13 protein-coding genes are annotated in these 15103 nt (G+C 62.7%); 6 read left to right on the top strand and 7 right to left on the bottom strand.

The genetic code is table 11. The features are described from left to right. Positions 1 to 126 precede the first annotated feature (126 nt). Positions 127 to 1317, top strand: a complete 1191-nt coding sequence (locus tag INT40_RS02740; protein ID WP_193095427.1) for a M20 metallopeptidase family protein — start codon at positions 127 to 129, stop codon at positions 1315 to 1317. Positions 1318 to 1335: 18 nt separating this feature from the next. Here the strand turns inward: INT40_RS02740 and INT40_RS02735 are convergent, their stop codons facing one another. From INT40_RS02735 to INT40_RS02725, 3 genes are read right to left on the bottom strand one after another with little or no spacing between them, the layout of a single operon-like run. Beyond that, complete coding sequence (locus INT40_RS02735) at positions 1336 to 2073, bottom strand: MgtC/SapB family protein (protein ID WP_101569742.1); 738 nt, start codon at positions 2071 to 2073, stop codon at positions 1336 to 1338. A gap of 29 nt (positions 2074 to 2102) precedes the next feature. Further along, on the bottom strand, positions 2103 to 3161 hold the full coding sequence (locus INT40_RS02730) for a saccharopine dehydrogenase NADP-binding domain-containing protein (RefSeq protein ID WP_193095426.1): 1059 nt from the start codon (positions 3159 to 3161) through the stop codon (positions 2103 to 2105). Then, entirely contained in the window at positions 3158 to 3751 is a 594-nt protein-coding gene (locus tag INT40_RS02725) for a hypothetical protein (protein WP_193095425.1), read from the bottom strand. The genes INT40_RS02730 and INT40_RS02725 overlap by 4 nt, the downstream gene beginning before the upstream one ends. Positions 3752 to 3833: 82 nt before the next feature. On the opposite strand from INT40_RS02725, the gene INT40_RS02720 reads away from it, so the two are divergent. Further along, positions 3834 to 4400 carry a TetR/AcrR family transcriptional regulator gene (locus INT40_RS02720; RefSeq protein WP_193095424.1) on the top strand — a complete coding sequence of 189 codons (567 nt, stop codon included), beginning with the start codon at positions 3834 to 3836 and terminating at the stop codon, positions 4398 to 4400. Between the two features lie 90 nt (positions 4401 to 4490). Here INT40_RS02720 and INT40_RS02715 read toward each other — a convergent pair whose 3' ends face one another. Next, positions 4491 to 6974: an ABC transporter permease gene (locus tag INT40_RS02715; RefSeq protein ID WP_193095423.1), complete on the bottom strand. Its 2484-nt coding sequence runs from the start codon at positions 6972 to 6974 to the stop codon at positions 4491 to 4493. Positions 6975 to 7177: 203 nt separating this feature from the next. Here INT40_RS02715 and INT40_RS02710 point away from each other — a divergent pair, with 203 nt between their 5' ends. Then, positions 7178 to 7834, top strand: a complete 657-nt coding sequence (locus tag INT40_RS02710) for a TetR/AcrR family transcriptional regulator (RefSeq protein ID WP_193095422.1) — start codon at positions 7178 to 7180, stop codon at positions 7832 to 7834. A 26-nt stretch (positions 7835 to 7860) separates the two neighbouring features. Here the strand turns inward: INT40_RS02710 and INT40_RS02705 are convergent, their stop codons facing one another. The 3 genes from INT40_RS02705 to INT40_RS02695 all read right to left on the bottom strand — a co-directional run bounded on the left by INT40_RS02705 (position 7861) and on the right by INT40_RS02695 (position 10424). Further along, positions 7861 to 8610 (bottom strand): DsbA family oxidoreductase, encoded by a 750-nt coding sequence (locus INT40_RS02705; protein WP_193095421.1) that lies wholly within the window; start codon positions 8608 to 8610, stop codon positions 7861 to 7863. Positions 8611 to 8670: 60 nt separating this feature from the next. Beyond that, a complete protein-coding gene (locus INT40_RS02700) occupies positions 8671 to 9774 on the bottom strand; it encodes an Rv2578c family radical SAM protein (RefSeq protein ID WP_193095420.1) in 1104 nt (367 codons plus the stop codon). A gap of 77 nt (positions 9775 to 9851) precedes the next feature. Next, the gene (locus INT40_RS02695; protein ID WP_101569750.1) at positions 9852 to 10424 is read right to left on the bottom strand and encodes a flavin reductase family protein; all 573 of its coding nucleotides are present in this window, start codon (positions 10422 to 10424) and stop codon (positions 9852 to 9854) included. 306 nt (positions 10425 to 10730) lie between these two features. Between INT40_RS02695 and INT40_RS02690 the strand changes: the two genes are divergently transcribed. From INT40_RS02690 to INT40_RS02680, 3 genes are all read left to right on the top strand, one after another. Then, positions 10731 to 12071: an MFS transporter gene (locus tag INT40_RS02690; protein WP_193095419.1), complete on the top strand. Its 1341-nt coding sequence runs from the start codon at positions 10731 to 10733 to the stop codon at positions 12069 to 12071. 99 nt (positions 12072 to 12170) lie between these two features. Then, positions 12171 to 13550 (top strand): LLM class flavin-dependent oxidoreductase, encoded by a 1380-nt coding sequence (locus tag INT40_RS02685; protein ID WP_193095418.1) that lies wholly within the window; start codon positions 12171 to 12173, stop codon positions 13548 to 13550. A 159-nt stretch (positions 13551 to 13709) separates the two neighbouring features. Next, positions 13710 to 14996, top strand: coding sequence for an MFS transporter (locus INT40_RS02680; protein ID WP_193095417.1), 1287 nt, complete (start codon positions 13710 to 13712; stop codon positions 14994 to 14996). Positions 14997 to 15103: the final 107 nt, after the last annotated feature.

Raw genomic sequence — 15103 nt, 5'->3', positions numbered from 1 at the left:
GCATTGACTCATCGGCACCACCACAGACATCGACATCAACACTGAAATCAACACCAACACTGAAATCGACACCAACACTGAAATCAACACCAACACTGAAATCGACACCACTTAAGAGGAGCCACAATGACGACTGAATTCCGGACAGAGGCCCTGTCGCTGACGACCGAACTGCGTGACCTGCGCCGTGAACTCCACCGCAACCCGGAGCTGGGGCTCGAACTGCCCTTCACCCAGCAGAAGATCCTTGACTCACTTGAGGGGCTGCCCCTGGAGATCACGACCGGCACCAGCCTCAGCTCTGTCATCGCCGTACTCCGCGGCGGCAAGCCCGGCCCGACGGTTCTGCTGCGCGGAGACATGGATGCCCTTCCCGTCACCGAAGCAACCGGCCTCGACTTTGCATCGATCAACGGAAACATGCACGCCTGCGGCCATGACCTGCACGTGACAGGACTCGTCGGTGCCGCCAAACTGCTGTCCGCGCACCAGGCTGATCTAGCCGGAACAGTGGCGTTCATGTTCCAGCCCGGCGAAGAAGGACAAGGCGGAGCGAAGATCATGCTCGAGGAGGGAATGTTCGAGTCCATCGGAACGACACCGGACGCTGCCTACGCCATCCACGTCGCTCCAGGCGTTCCCGGCACGTTCGTCAGCCGCCCGGGCACCGTCATGGCTGGAGCCAACACTCTGCATGTGACGATGCACGGCAAAGGCGGCCACAGCTCACGACCCGAGGACTCCACCGATCCCATTCGTCCCCTCATGGAATTCGGCCAGGCACTGTATTCGATGATCACCGGATCCTTCAGCGTCTTCGATCCCATCGTTGCCGAGGTGACTCAGCTTGAGGCCGGAAACGCAGTCAACATCATCCCTGCGACAGCGAAGCTCGGCGCTTCCGTGCGCACACTGTCAGCCGAGACGACGAAGAGGTTCCCTGTCGTGGCCACCCAGCTGGCCCAATCGATTGCCGCCGCTCACGACTGCACTGCCGAAGTGGTGTGGAACGAGCAGTATCCCGTGACGATCAACGATGCGGAGGAAACCGAGTTCGTTGCGGCGACGCTCAGGGAGACCTTCGGCGACGGCCGTTATGTCCAAGCTCCGGATCCGGTCATGGGCTCCGAGGACTTCTCCTTCGTGCTCAATGAAGTGCCCGGAACGTTCCTCTTCCTCTTCGTCTCGCCAGAGGACGTGGACACGGAGACGGCAGCGACGAACCATTCGCCTGAGGTTCTCTTTGATGACGCACACCTGCCGGATCAGGCCGCGGCGCTCGCCACTCTCGCCTGGAATCGGTCGCTGCGCGGTTGAAAGACCTGACCGGCTGTATCAGACGGTGTCGCCGTCCTCGTCGACCGAGTGGACCTGATCCTCGCGCATACTCACCTTGTCGACTCCCTCGAGCTCCATGAGCTGGGGGATAAGCAGATGCAGGGGCGGCTTGCCCTCGAACTTGCCGTCGATCTGGACCATGCGCACGCCGTCCTCGTTCTCGAAGCGCTTGGAGTCGACGATCGTGTTGGCGAAGCCCATCGTGGACGCCACCGCGAGGATGTCGCGGAGGATCCCCGAACCGTCCTGATACGTGATCCGCAGCAGCTTACGATGATCACTGTCGGGGATCCGCTTGATCAGGGGCGCGATGACGAACAGCGTCAGCAGGTGCAGGGTCGTGAGCATCACGGCCAAGGACACCATGCCCGCGCCGCACGCCATGCCCACGGCCGCCGTCACCCAGATGGTGGCGGCGGTGGTGAGGCCGCGTACCATGTTCCGACCCTTGAAGATCACGCCCGCGCCCAGGAAGCCGATGCCCGAGACGATCTGGGCGGCGATCCTCGAAGGGTCGAGGCGAACGTCGTTCTCGAGCACACCGGCGAACCCATAGGCCGAGACCAGAGTGAACACGCACGTGCCGATGCCCACGAGCACATGTGTGCGATATCCGGCGCTCTTCTGCCGGAACTGTCGTTCGAATCCGATCAGTGAACACAGGACGAAACTGGCCAGAAGCAGTTTGGCTTCGATGAAACCGGTCGTGCCGAAGAATTCGATGTGAGAGCCCATAGTCCCTCCGACTGTAGTCGCATTGCTGCTCAGCTGCCCATGAGGTGTTCACCACCGCACGAGGTGACGATATCGGCGCCGAACAGTGCTGCGGGAGTGAAGACGCCCGGGCGCCCCGAGCCGGTGAGCAGTCGCTGCGCGATCTCTGCCGGAACGGCTCCGGTGAACTCTTGCGCCTCGCCCAGCCGAAGCCAACCTTCACGGGTCGTACCATCGGCCCAGGTCGCGACTGCGTGGCCCCACGAGTGTTGGCGTGGGGCGTCCTTTGCTTTGACATGAATGCGCCCGAGCTGGCGAGTGGCGACCGAGCGCAGCCAGTCCCAGCGCATGAGTGTGCTCAAGGCAGTGACCGCCGTGCGGGCAGGGAGAGAGGACGGCGCCGCACTGGAGGCAGAGACGACAGAGGGCGCCCCGCTTGCGCGGTGAGCGGCCAACAGCTCCCCGAGCGGCATGCCTGCTGTCGTTGCTCGTGTGCCGTCCGGCAGGGTCAGAGTCATCGCCTCGGCGCCTATCGGTGCAGGCACAAGTCGGCCATCACTGATTCGACGGCCCTGCAGGCTGCCGAGAAGCGAGCCGACCAGGGCTTCACAGGCAGTGCCCTCGGCTGTTGCCATCGACGGCAGCATATCGACCCGAACGTGGAGGGGCGCGGGACGTCCTGCACAGAGCTTCACAACGATGCTCTCGGTGGCAGTCACGCCGAACCCTGCGCCAGTGATGACGCTGTGTTCGGATTCAGCGGCTCTCGACTGGCGTTCGAATACGGCAGCGAGCGAGTCGGGGTCATTCGCCAGGTCGATGTAATGGCTGCCAGTGTCGTGACAGGCGTCGATGATGAGCGGGGCTGTTGCCGTGAATGGGCCTACGGTGTTGATGACGACCCGAGGCCGCTGCTGTCGAATCTTCTCCGCTGTTGCGACGATCGATGGGCTCACGAGCAGCTGTCCACCAGTCTGCTGCGCAGCGGCTTCGAGGCGCCCAGCGTCGCGGCCGACGAGGACTGCCTGACGATTGCGTTGAGCCAATTGCGCTGCGATCGTTTGTCCGCTGCGGCCGGTGGCGCCTATTATCCAGATTTCGTCAGTCATGGTGTGGTTGCTCCTGCTATCGTGACGACGAGTTTGCCGCCTTTTGTTCTACCGAGGTGTTCGGGGTCTGAGGTGCTCGGTCGAGTCACGAGCACCCGGAATGGTTCCGGAACTGCTGCGCGCGCAAATGCAGCGGCTGTTGGGTGAATACCGACGATGCGCCCACCAGGTTTGCCGAGGGCTCGCTTGATTGCTGGAGACAGTGTGTCAGCAGTGTCGATGGCAACATGGAAATTCGCGCTGAGTACTGCCGGATGGACATCGGGGTCGACGACCGGGTCGATGCCCAGCTTTCGTGCTTTCTGGTGTGCGCTGGCACGGCCGCTTCCACCGACCGACGCTCCGCGTGCCAGCGCGAGTTCACCAGCAGCTCGATCGACTCCGTCCAGCCTCCCGCGGTTGAAGATCGATTGTCCGGGCCGCAGCCTCCTGAACCTGGTCAATGCCCGCAGGGCTGTGGGACCCGCCGTCGGACGTGTCGTAGCCATGACACGGACAAGTACCTCGCCGGTGCGCGGGCGAGAGAGCGCACACTCTTCCGGGACCAGCACTTCTGGTCCTCCGTATCGATGGTGTTGAGTGCGTTTCATCTGTGCCTCTCCTTGTTATGTCACTGTGTGACATCACAATATCACTGCGATGTCACACAATGACATCGGCTAGGCTCGGACCATGGGACGTTGGAGGCCGGGAGCTGGAGAGCGACTGCGAGAGGCGGCGGTGTCGCTGTTCGCGGAGCGTGGCTTTGAGCAGACGACTGTGGGGGACATCGCCGAGCGGGCAGGAGTGAGTGCCCGTACCTATTTCCGTTACTTTGCCGACAAGCGCGAAGTTCTCTTCGCTGACACCACTGACCTGCAGGATCGTATGATGGCGGGTATCGATGGCGTGGCGGCCACTGCTTCGGCGGCGGAAGCAGTGGCCGCCGCCCTTGAGGTGGTTGCAGAAGCAGTGGGCGATGATCGCGAGACCTCGAAGATGCGTCAGCTCATCATCATGGACCATGCCGATCTGCGAGAGCGCGAGCTGATGAAGCTGGCTTCTCTGTCGGCGGCCCTGTGCGAGAGGCTGCGAGACCGTGGCAGCGACGATATCGAAGCCGAGCTTGCTGCGGAGATGAGCATTGTCGTGTTCCGTATTTCCTTGTCACGGTGGATCGATGCCACTGACGACCTCGACCTGCGGGCCATCATTCACCAGACACTGGATCACATGCGGGTCTTCGCTGCACACAGCTGAATGCAGGCAGGCTGTCGCGGAAGGTGGTTGTCCACCTCGGCGACGGCCTGAGCATGTTGTGCCTGTGATCCATCAGATGCTGCCAGGGAATCACACGGTGGAGGGGATCCACTCCCGATGGTCCACCGATTCTGAATCCGTGGCAGTCCGAGGGACGGGATCGGGATTCTCACCGGCTGCCTCGGCGGACTGGTGCTTCAGTCCGTCGCCGGCAGTGGGTGCAGCTGTGTATTCACTCGAATCCGTGGATGGTGTTGGTGCCGTGAAGTCGATCGGTTCGTCTTCGACGATTGTCGACTGCACGGTCTGGCCGGACTGTCCGGTTCGGGCAGGCCGTGATCCTTCCAGTGACCTGGCCTGCTGCCGGGCCTGCTTCTTCCGCTCCCTCTCGTGTTCGAGATGGAGGTTCCCGAAGTCGTGTTCGGTCCGCAGCGGCTTGATGCTGTCGATGAGGAACACCAGTGCCAGGGAGATCAGGCCCCAGAGTCCGAGGACCTGCATATGCTCGGTGACGACGTCACTGTCGAAGTAGATGATCGACCGGATAGTCTCCACAGCGGCTGCCATCGGCAGGAAGTCGTGCAGTGTGGCGAAAAACGACGGAATCATGTACTCGGAGATCGCCCCGTTCGAGGCAGGCATTCCGGCGAACATGAGGGTGCCGATGACCGGAATGATCGCGAGCATGCCGATGAGTCTCTCGAAGACCATGGCGAACATGGCGATGCAGAAGACCGCGATGATTCCGGCACCCCACAGCTGAGCGAAGTGACCGTCGACTGCTCCGGTGATCGGACCCGCGATGAGAGCGACCACAAGCGACATGAACGGTGCATAGAGTGCGGTCAGCGGCACCATCCGCTTGAGTGGGCGGCTCCAGGGGTTGGCATTGGCACCGACGATGACGACCATGAATCCGGACATGATCCAGCCCATGGCCACATACATGACGGTGACGCCGTTCTTGTCGCGATCCGGCAGTGCCTTGACGTTGTCGACCTTGAGGTCCATGTCCTGGGCCGAAGCGACCTGGTCGAAGATCCGGTTGACGGCCTGATAGGCGCTGTTGTTCGCGGCTTCGTTCGCAATGAGACCGAAGTCTGGGTTCTTCTTCGTCGGCAGCACGAGAGCTGCGACCTCGTCCCGGTCCTTGACCTGAGCCCGTGCCTCTTCCTTATCTGTGGTCGCGGTGAAGTCGAACATATCATCGCCCATGGACTTCTCGAGGTCGGCGATCGTCTCCTTCGCCTGCTCGGTCGAGGAGCCGACCACTGTGACCGGCATGTCCTTGGGTGTGGGCGAACCCATCGTGCCCAGCATGAACGAAAGCATCATCGTGACCATGGCCAGTGGGAAGACGATGAGCGAGATATAGCGCCACACCCTCGAATCCGGGCGTCGGCCGCCGTGCAGCGACGGGATGTTGACCGTCAGCGGCTTCGGATCGGGATTGCGTCGATGGGAGATGAAGTCATAGGCCTTCGTAGCCAGCAGGCCGGCGACGGCCCCGACGGCCAGCACCAGGAGATGCCCGGTGACGCCGGCTCCGTCGAAGTAGAGCACCGAACGCAGGGACTCTCCGATGGCGGGCATCGGGAGGAATTCGTGAGTGAAACGGTAGAACGCCGGCATCGTGTACACGGGCATGGACAGGTTCGATGACGGCATGCCGAGGACCATGAGGAAGAGGATGCCGAAGAGCACCCCCATGGCGCCGAAGATCCGGGTGATGAACAGCTGCACGCAGGAGATCGCGAAGACTCCTAGCCAGGCAACGCCGAGAACGGCGACAGTGTCCTTGATATCGACGATGTCGAGGATCAGACAAGCGACCGTCCAGACCAGGCCGGCGATCACCGCAGCCCAGGCTCCGACGATCGGGACGATGCGTTTGAACTTGAGAAGCTCGGGCGAGTTCGAGCGCAGAACGCTGAAGGGCAGGTAGCCGGCCATGACGATCGCAGTCATGAGGAACATCGCGCCGAGGCCCGACGGATCGTTGTCCGGCAGGGGAGCGATGTCCTCGGTGCTGATGTCAAAGCCCTCCTCTTGCAGGGCGGGCATTATGAGTCCGGTGACCGTCGTCGCCTGCTGGACTCCGGCCCCGCCCGCGGTGTAAAGAGTGGCCTTGTTGCCCTTGATGACGACTGCTGCTGAGGCCTCGCGGTCATAGACCTTCTCACGGGCGGTGTGAGCGTCGTCGACTGTCTCCACGTCGAGTGCGTCGGGTTCGGAACCGTTAAGCGCGTACTTCATGTCCGCGGCCTTCGACTCGGAGCCGGTGACGACCACGGGCATGTCATTGGCCTGCGGGGAGTGCATTGTACCCAGGTATCCCGTAATCATCATGCCCACCATGATGAGCGGCATGATGAAGATCGCGACGGTCCGGCCGATCAGTTCGGCTTTGGCACGCTTGGCCGCTGCGGCCTCCGAGTCGACTCCATCGGTGGTATCGGAATCGGTATCGGTATTCTGCTCGGCGCCGCGGGCATCATGATCGTGTACGCCTGGCCCATCGTGAGGGTCGAGCTCACGCGCCTCTCGGCGTGTGCGCGGTGGTGGGGTGGTCACTGTCGTCCTCCTGGTGTTTCGGAAGTCGAGTGATCACCGTTGACCACCTTGAACTCGTCTACTTTAAGACACGTGACTTAGAATTGTGAAATCGGGAGAGGTTTGCCAGGGTGAGGGAAGCGCTCGCCGAGGTGGTCGGGCCGCTGAAATCGCGGCAGACCGTCCGCATCAGGAAGCGGCATTGAGAATGAAAGACAGGGATCATGGGAATCCAGAGTGATCGAGCGCGCGAGGTGCTGCTCAACTCCGCCGAAGAGCTCTTCGCCGTCCACGGCATCGACGCGGTGTCGAATCGTCGCATCGTCGATCACGCCGGGGCGGCAAATCACTCCGCGATCTCGTATCACTTCGGTGGGCGCGAGGGTCTGCTGCGTGCGCTTGTGGAGCGTCATGTCGCCGAGGTGACACTTCGCAGGGATGACTATGTCGAGAGCTTAGGCGCGAGCCCGAGCATTCATGATTTCGTCCGCTGCAGAATGGCTCCGCTGTTCGATGTGTTCGCCGATCTGCCGCGGCCCAGCTGGCGGGCACAGTTTCTCGCGCAGGTGGGAATCATGCCCTCTGCCGTTGAGATCATGAAGTCCGTGGTGGCCGAGTCTTCCTTGCCTGAGGACTTGAGGTTCATCCATGGCGAGATAGACGGTATCCCCGAAAGCGTCCTGCGCGGCAGAGCGTATCTGCTGGCTCATATGGTCACCAACGCATGCTCGGATCAAGAAGTGAAGATGAACGAGGGGACCCACAGAGGCGATTGGGAGCAGGTAGGGCGGTTCCTCATCGATGCCGCAGCAGGAATGCTTGCCGGCCGTGTGACATCACCCGACGGCGCGATCCGCTATCCGTCGACGCCCCTCCTCTGAGCAGTTTTGAGGATCTGAGCAGAGTCTCAGTCGCAGCCCTCGGAGCCGCATACTGCTCCATCGTGGAAAGTCTCGCCCCCACCCTTGCCTGATGTGGCGGTCTCCGAGCCCGAACCGCCGCCGGCGAGCACCGTGAGCTTCTGGCTTTCGCCCCACGCGGTCGCGAGTGCCTGAGAGAAGACTTCGGGTGGCTGTGCGCCGGAGATTCCGTACTTGCGGTCGATGACGAAGAACGGGACACCATTGGCGCCCAGTGCCTGAGCCTCGGCGATGTCGGCCTTCACCTCGGCGGTGTATTCGTCGGTGGCAAGGATTCGGCGGGTCTCGTCGGCATCGATGCCAACGCTTTGGGCCACCTCGGCGAGATAGTCGACATCACCGATGTTGCGGCCCTTCTCGAAGTGACCGGACAGCAGCTCCTCCTTGGCCTGGCTCATGACGCCGCGGGTCTTGGCCAGGTGGAGGAAGCGATGGGCGGTGAAGCTGTTGGCCACTACGATGGAATCGAAGTCATAGTCCAGCCCCTCGCCGGCGGCCTGTGCAGTGACATGGTCGAACATCTGGCGGACCTGATCGGCAGGCAGGCCCTTGGCCTGACTGAGGTACTCGGTTTCAGTGCCTGCGTAGTGATCGGGCAGGCTTGGATCGAGCTGGTAGCTGCGCCATTCGACCTCGACGTCGTCCCTGTGTGCGAAGCCATCCAAAGCGGTCTCGAAGCGACGCTTTCCGATAAAGCACCAAGGGCAGGCGATGTCCGACCAGATTTCAATCTTCATATGAGCTTGAACCCGAGGGCGGGGTGGGTTATTCCCCGTCTGAGCACCGGTGAGCTCGAATCAGAACAGTGCTTCTTGGGGTGGGGGAGTCAGGCTCGCGACTAGTGGCATGTTCGAAGTTGCGGCGCCGCTCTGTGCTCGGCTCCCGCGTTTGGTCATCGGGTAATCATCGTCGGCGCTTCCGCGCAGATCGTACTTATCGATGAGTGGATTGATGCGTCGGCTCAGCCAGGCCCGGTACTCCTTCGAAGCGTATGAGGACTTCGCGTACATGCGACGGTAGCGGGGGAGCAGTTCGGGGTGTTCACGTTCGAGCCATTCGAAGAACCATTCGCGGGCACCCGGACGCAGGTGCAGGGCCCCGTAGACCACCCTGCTTGCGCCCGCCTCTTTAACGGCGCGGAGTGCAGTGTCAAGATGTTCCATCGAGTCGGTGAGCTTCGGCATCACCGGCATCAGGAAGACTGTGACGTTGAAGCCGAGGTTCGCGGCGGCTCTGACTGTGGCCAGACGTGCGGTTGTCGTCGGTGTGCCCGGTTCGACCGTCTGCTGGAGCGCATCATCGTAGACGGCGATCGACATGCTGATCTCCACATCGACGTCCTCATTGGCGCGTGCGAGCAGGGGCAGGTCACGGCGCAGAAGGGTGCCCTTCGTGAGAACCGACATCGGAGTCCCATGCTCGGCTAAAGCGGTGATGATTCCCGGCATGAGGGAGTAGCGTCCCTCCGCACGCTGATAAGGATCAGTATTCGTGCCCAACGCCACCAGCTCACGTGACCACTTCGGTTTGGCCACCTCGGCGGTGAGGACTTCGGGAGTGTTGACCTTGACGATGACCTGCCGGTCGAAATCCTCACCGGAGTCAAGGTCGAGGTAGCGGTGAGTGCTGCGAGCGAAGCAGTAGACGCAGGCATGGGAGCACCCACGGTAGGGATTGATCGTCCAGGTGAACGGCATCGAGCTGGCAGCGGGCACCTTGTTCAAGGCCGACTTCGCCAGCACTTCGTGGAACGTGACGTCGGCGAACTCCGGTGTTCGAACACTGCGCACCAGGCCTTTGACGCCGAACAGCTCGGCCGGAGGGGCTGCGCCTGTTCCTGTTTCAGTGCCGGCCCCTGATCCGGGAGCTGATCCTAGAGCGCTCTGCTGATTCCACCTCATGACTACATTCGAACACGTGTTCTAGTCGGCGTCAAGGGTGCGTGGCACAGGCGCGGTGTGAAGTGTGCAAGCGTGGGCTAGGGGGCCGTCATGCCCTTGAAGGCGCTGCGGTGGAAGACGAGCGCGTCGGTGGCGGCCACGTCGGCGGCCGGAATGCGGGCATCAGTGCCAGCGCCGGTATCAGTACGTCTGTCGGCGTCGGTGCGACTGCTGGTGTCGAGAACCTCGAGGAATGCGACAGTGTGATCGCCGGCTTCGACCTCGCTGTAGAGGCGAGTCCACAGGTGCGCGGGGCCGCCCGGAATGGTCAGCGCGCCATCGGGGGTGATCTGGGGGTCGATCCCAGCGAAGCGCGAGGTGCGGTCCTTCGATGCCAGCTGCCTAGCCAGGAGTGATTGGTGGGTGCCGAGGAGGGAGATTCCCAGTGCGGGTGCGGTCCGCAGGAGCGGCCATGTGCTCGAGGTGGTCTGGACCGCGACGCTGATCAGGGGCGGGTCGAGTGAGACACCTGCGGTCACTGTCGAGGCAACCAGCCCGAGGGGAGTTCCGGCGACCTCCGCGCCGATGAGTGCGACACCCTGCGGGAAATGCGAAAAGGTCTCGCGCAGTGCATCCGGGGACACGGCTGCGGCTCGTGTGATCGTCGTCATGAACTTGCCTCCGGTGGAATGTGAGTGTTGAGGAGTCGTGAATGCTGGCGTGTTCCGCTCAACAATGCTCCAATGACCTCTTGTGATCATCACAGAGTTTGCGGGCATGCGCATCCCACTATGACGCAACCGAGTCAGCGTATGTCCCAATGTGACGATCAAAGTCCAACAGTGACGGGACCGCGGCGCAGATCACGGCGGAGTCCCTAGATTGCTCAACGAAACCCTGGCTTTGAAGCGAAAGTCCGACCCGGATGCGGATCTGACCCTGCTGAGAGCCCTGACCATGTCGATGAGGGAGACCCCATGCCACAGTCCTCCGTAACGGAGACGATCACCCAGGACCCACCTCGGCGGCTTTTGGACGGGAAGAAGCGGGTCCTCGCCTCGGCCTTCGCCGGTACCACCATCGAGTGGTACGACTTCTATCTCTACGGCACTGCGGCGGCACTGATCTTCAACGTTCAGTTCTTCCCCAGCGGCAGCGAACTCGGCAGCAGCCTGGCCGCATTCGCCAGCCTCGCCGTCGGATTCTTCGCCCGACCGTTGGGCGGCATCATCGCCGGACATCTGGGCGACCGAGTCGGGCGCAAGGCACTGCTCGTCGTGTCCCTGCTGTCCATGGGCACCGCCTCGACGCTCATCGGTCTGGTGCCGAACTTCAACGCCATCGGCTGGTGGGCCGCGGTCGCACTGGTCGTGCTGCGGATCGTGCAAGGGCTCTCCGCCGGTGCCGAATGGGGCGGCTCCGCGCTGCTCTCGGTCGAACACGCCCCACCGCGCAGACGCGGACTGTTCGGATCCTTCACCCAGATCGGATCCGCAGCGGGAATGCTCCTGGCCACCAGTGCCTTCTTCGCTGTGCAGAAGCTCCTCACCCCCGAACAGTTCGAAGCCTTCGGCTGGCGCATTCCCTTCCTGGCCTCGGCACTGCTCGTGGCCCTGGGACTGTGGATCCGCCTCGGCGTCTCCGATGCACCGCAATTCCAGGAGCTCAAGGCCTCGGGCAATGTCGCCAAGGCGCCGCTGCGTGACGTCTTGACCAAATACCCGCGCATCCTCCTGATCACGATCGGACTCCGCTTAGCCCAGAACAGCGTCTTCTACCTCATCACGGTCTACATGCTCAGCTATCTGGCCGATCACCGTGATGACTCGACCGCCGGTGTCACCGCCGTCATGATCGCCTCCGGCATCGGCCTCTTCACCGGGCCTCTCTGGGGGTGGGTCTCTGACAAGGTCGGTCGCAGACGGGTGACGATCGGAGGCATCGTTGGGGTCGCCGTCTTCGGGTGGATTTTCTTCGCTTTCCTCGACGCCGGCCCATTGTCCTTCCTGCCCATCGTTGTCATCCTCGGCATGAACTTAGCCCACGACGCCATCTACGGACCCCAAGCGGCATGGTTCGCCGAACAGTTCCCCATCGAGATCCGCTACTCAGGAGTCAACATGGGCTACCAGTTGGGCACCGTCATCGGCGGAGGCATCATGCCGATGGTCGCAGCCCTGCTCTACGTCGTCGGCGGGCATTCGCCGTGGCTGATCTGCGGGTACCTCACTCTGCTGTGCCTGCTCTCACTCATCGCGGCATCAGCGGCGAACGACCCCGCTCGCGAACTGGCGCTCAGCACCGAGGTGCGCGACTGACCGCGCGCCCGGCTGCCACCGCCCACTACCCGTCACCTGACACCCGATACTCGACTCCAGCTACGTGCCACACGACTCCGAATAGGAAAGAGACACACTATGACGAAACCCATCATCCTCAACGCCTTCGACATGATGACCCCGGTCCACCAGTCACCCGGACTATGGCGCCACCCCGAATCCAGAGTCGAGGAGTTCACCCAGCTGAACTTCTGGACCAACCTCGCCACGACACTCGAAGACGGTGGATTCTCCTCCCTGTTCCTCGCCGACATCCTCGGTGTCTACGACGTCTACGGAGGCAATGCCGACGTCACCAACCGCGGGGGAGTCCAATTCCCCCTCCTCGACCCGCTTGTGGCAGTTCCCGCCATGGCCGCAGCGACGAAGACCCTGGGATTCGGCGTGACCGCCTCGGTGACCTACGAGCAGCCCTACCTGTTGGCTCGGACGCTGACGACCCTCGACCACTTCACCAATGGGCGTGTGGCCTGGAACATCGTCACCAGCTACGTGGACTCCGCAGCACGAAACCTGGGCCTCGAGGGGCAGATCCCACACGATGAGCGCTACGACCGGGCCGACGAGTACATGGACGTGATGTACAAACTCTTCGAAGGCTCCATTGCTCCCGAGGCTCTGCGCGCCGACGCCGAGGCCAACGTCTTCGTCGACCCCGAACAGGTCCACGACATCAACCACGAGGGCAAATTCTTCACTGTCCCCGGTCAGGCGCTCGCCGTACCCGGACCACAGGGAACGCCGCTGCTGTTCCAGGCTGGTGCCTCCAAGCGCGGCCAGAAGTTTGCCCTCGACCACGCCGAGGCGATCTTCTTCTCCGGACCCACACCGCAGATCCTGCGCACATGGGTCGACAAGGTCCGCGACGGACTCGAGGAACGAGGACGCAGCCGCGACAGTGTGAAGATCTTCGCGCTCGCCACCGTGATCGTCGATGACACCGACGAAGCTGCCGAGGGCAGGCTCGCCGACTACACACGCTACGTCGACACCGAATCGGCCCTCTCACTCTTCGGCGGCTGGACCGGCGTCGACCTCTCCGGCGCCAAGCCAGACGATCCGCTGGAATACGTCGCCACCGACGCGAACCAATCCGCGCTCGCCTCATTCACCACTATGGCCGGGGACAAGACCTGGACCATCCGCGATCTCGCCGAATTCGTCGCCATCGGCGGACGCGGGCCCGTCATCACGGGCTCACCCGCCACGATCGCCGACGAATTCGAACGATGGATGGACGAGGCTGATATCGACGGCTTCAACATCGCAGCCGCCGTACGCCCCGCCGACGCCGAGCGATTCACGAAGTACGTCTCGCCCGAACTGCGCCGCCGTGGTCTCCTCCCCGAACCGGTCGAGGGCGCGACCGTTCGTGAACGGCTCACCGGAGCGGGCCCCCGACTGGCCGATGACCACAAGGGTGCAGGTTTCCGGTTGAGTGCCGACGCTCTCGTGTGACTCGGTTCATCTGAGCACATGATTCCGACCTCATGAATCCGACTTCCAGGGCCGGTGGATGCTTTCGCGTGAGTGACCTGTGTGTTCATCCATCGGCCCTGACTGGTGGATAATGGTCTGCGGCCATTTTCCGATCCGCCGATCGACAAAGGATCCCGCATGAGCGCAGCGACGCCCCAGACCTCAACCGAGACCGCCTCGGCGCCCACCTACAAGCGCAAGGCGCTCTTCGCCGCCGCAGTCGGCTACGGGCTCGACGGCTTCGATCTGCTCATCCTCAGCTTCGCCCTCGGTGGAATCATCGCCACCTTCGGACTCAGCGACGTGGAGGCAGGATCGCTGTCGACGATCACCCTCTTCGGGGCAGTCCTCGGCGGCATCGTGTTCGGGTCACTGGCCGACCGCTACGGCCGCGTCCGGGTTCTCACCTGGACCGTTCTCATCTTCGCAGTGTTCACCGGCCTGAGTGCGATCGCGCAGGGGTACTGGGACATGGCGGCCTACAGGTTCGTCGCCGGCGTCGGAATCGGCGGTGAGTTCGGCATCGGCATGGCCTTAGCTGCCGAGGCGGTCCCGGCCAACCAGCGCGCCCGCGCTACCTCGTGGGTGGGCGTGGGATTCCAGATCGGTGTCTTCGCCGCCGCTATCGTCGCAGCTCCCGTCATTGCTCTGTGGGGTTGGCGGGCACTGTTCGTCATCGGTCTGTTCCCCGCGATCTTTGCCTTCGTCATTCGCCGAGGTGTTGAGGAGCCCGACAAATTCGTGCAGTCCCAGCGGGGCCAAGGTGGGAGTGGAGTCTCGGGAGATTCCGCGGCCGGTTCAACTACAGCGGAGCTTCCGACATTCGGCGCGAAGATCCATGCGCTGGTCAAGGACAGGGCGACCGTGAAGATCACCTTCGCACTGATCATCCTCTCGACGGTGCAGAACTTCGGATACTTCGGCATCATCGCGTGGCTGCCCAACTACCTCTCCGAGAAGATGGAGCTGGGCGTGACGAAGGGGTCGCTGTGGACGGCAGTGACGGTGATCGGGATGCTCGCCGGCATCCTCATCTTCGGCCAGGTCGCCGACCGCTTGGGCAGGCACCCAGCCTTCTGGATCTTCCAGGCCGGGGCGATCATCTCGATCCTCGTCTACAGCCAGATGACCGATCCCTCCGCGTTGCTGGTGGGCGGCTTCTTCATGGGAGCCTTCGCCAACGGCATGCTCGGCGGGCACGGGGCGCTGCTGGCAGAGATGTACCCGACGCAGGTGCGCGCGACCGCCCAGAATGTCATCTTCAACATCGGTCGTGCCCTGGGTGGACTCGCACCCGTGGTCATCGCCTTGCTCGCCGATTCTTTCGGCTTCGCATTCGCACTCGCGCTGCTGCCCACCATCTACATCATCCAGTTCCTCGCCATGTTCCTGCTGCCGGAGAAACGCGGCATCGAATTGGAGTAGGTGGGCGCACTGTCGGCTGCCGCTGGACCGCGCCGTAGCGGGCGGGGGTTCGTGACAGATTCTGACGGCGAGGAGACCGGGCGGGGACGTGCCCAGACCATACTGAG

Origin of the sequence: Brevibacterium sp. FME17, from assembly GCF_014897515.1 — a bacterium.
Lineage (GTDB): Bacteria > Actinomycetota > Actinomycetes > Actinomycetales > Brevibacteriaceae > Brevibacterium.
The sequence above is the reverse complement of the archived record's forward strand: the minus strand, read 5'-3'. Positions and strand labels throughout refer to the sequence as shown.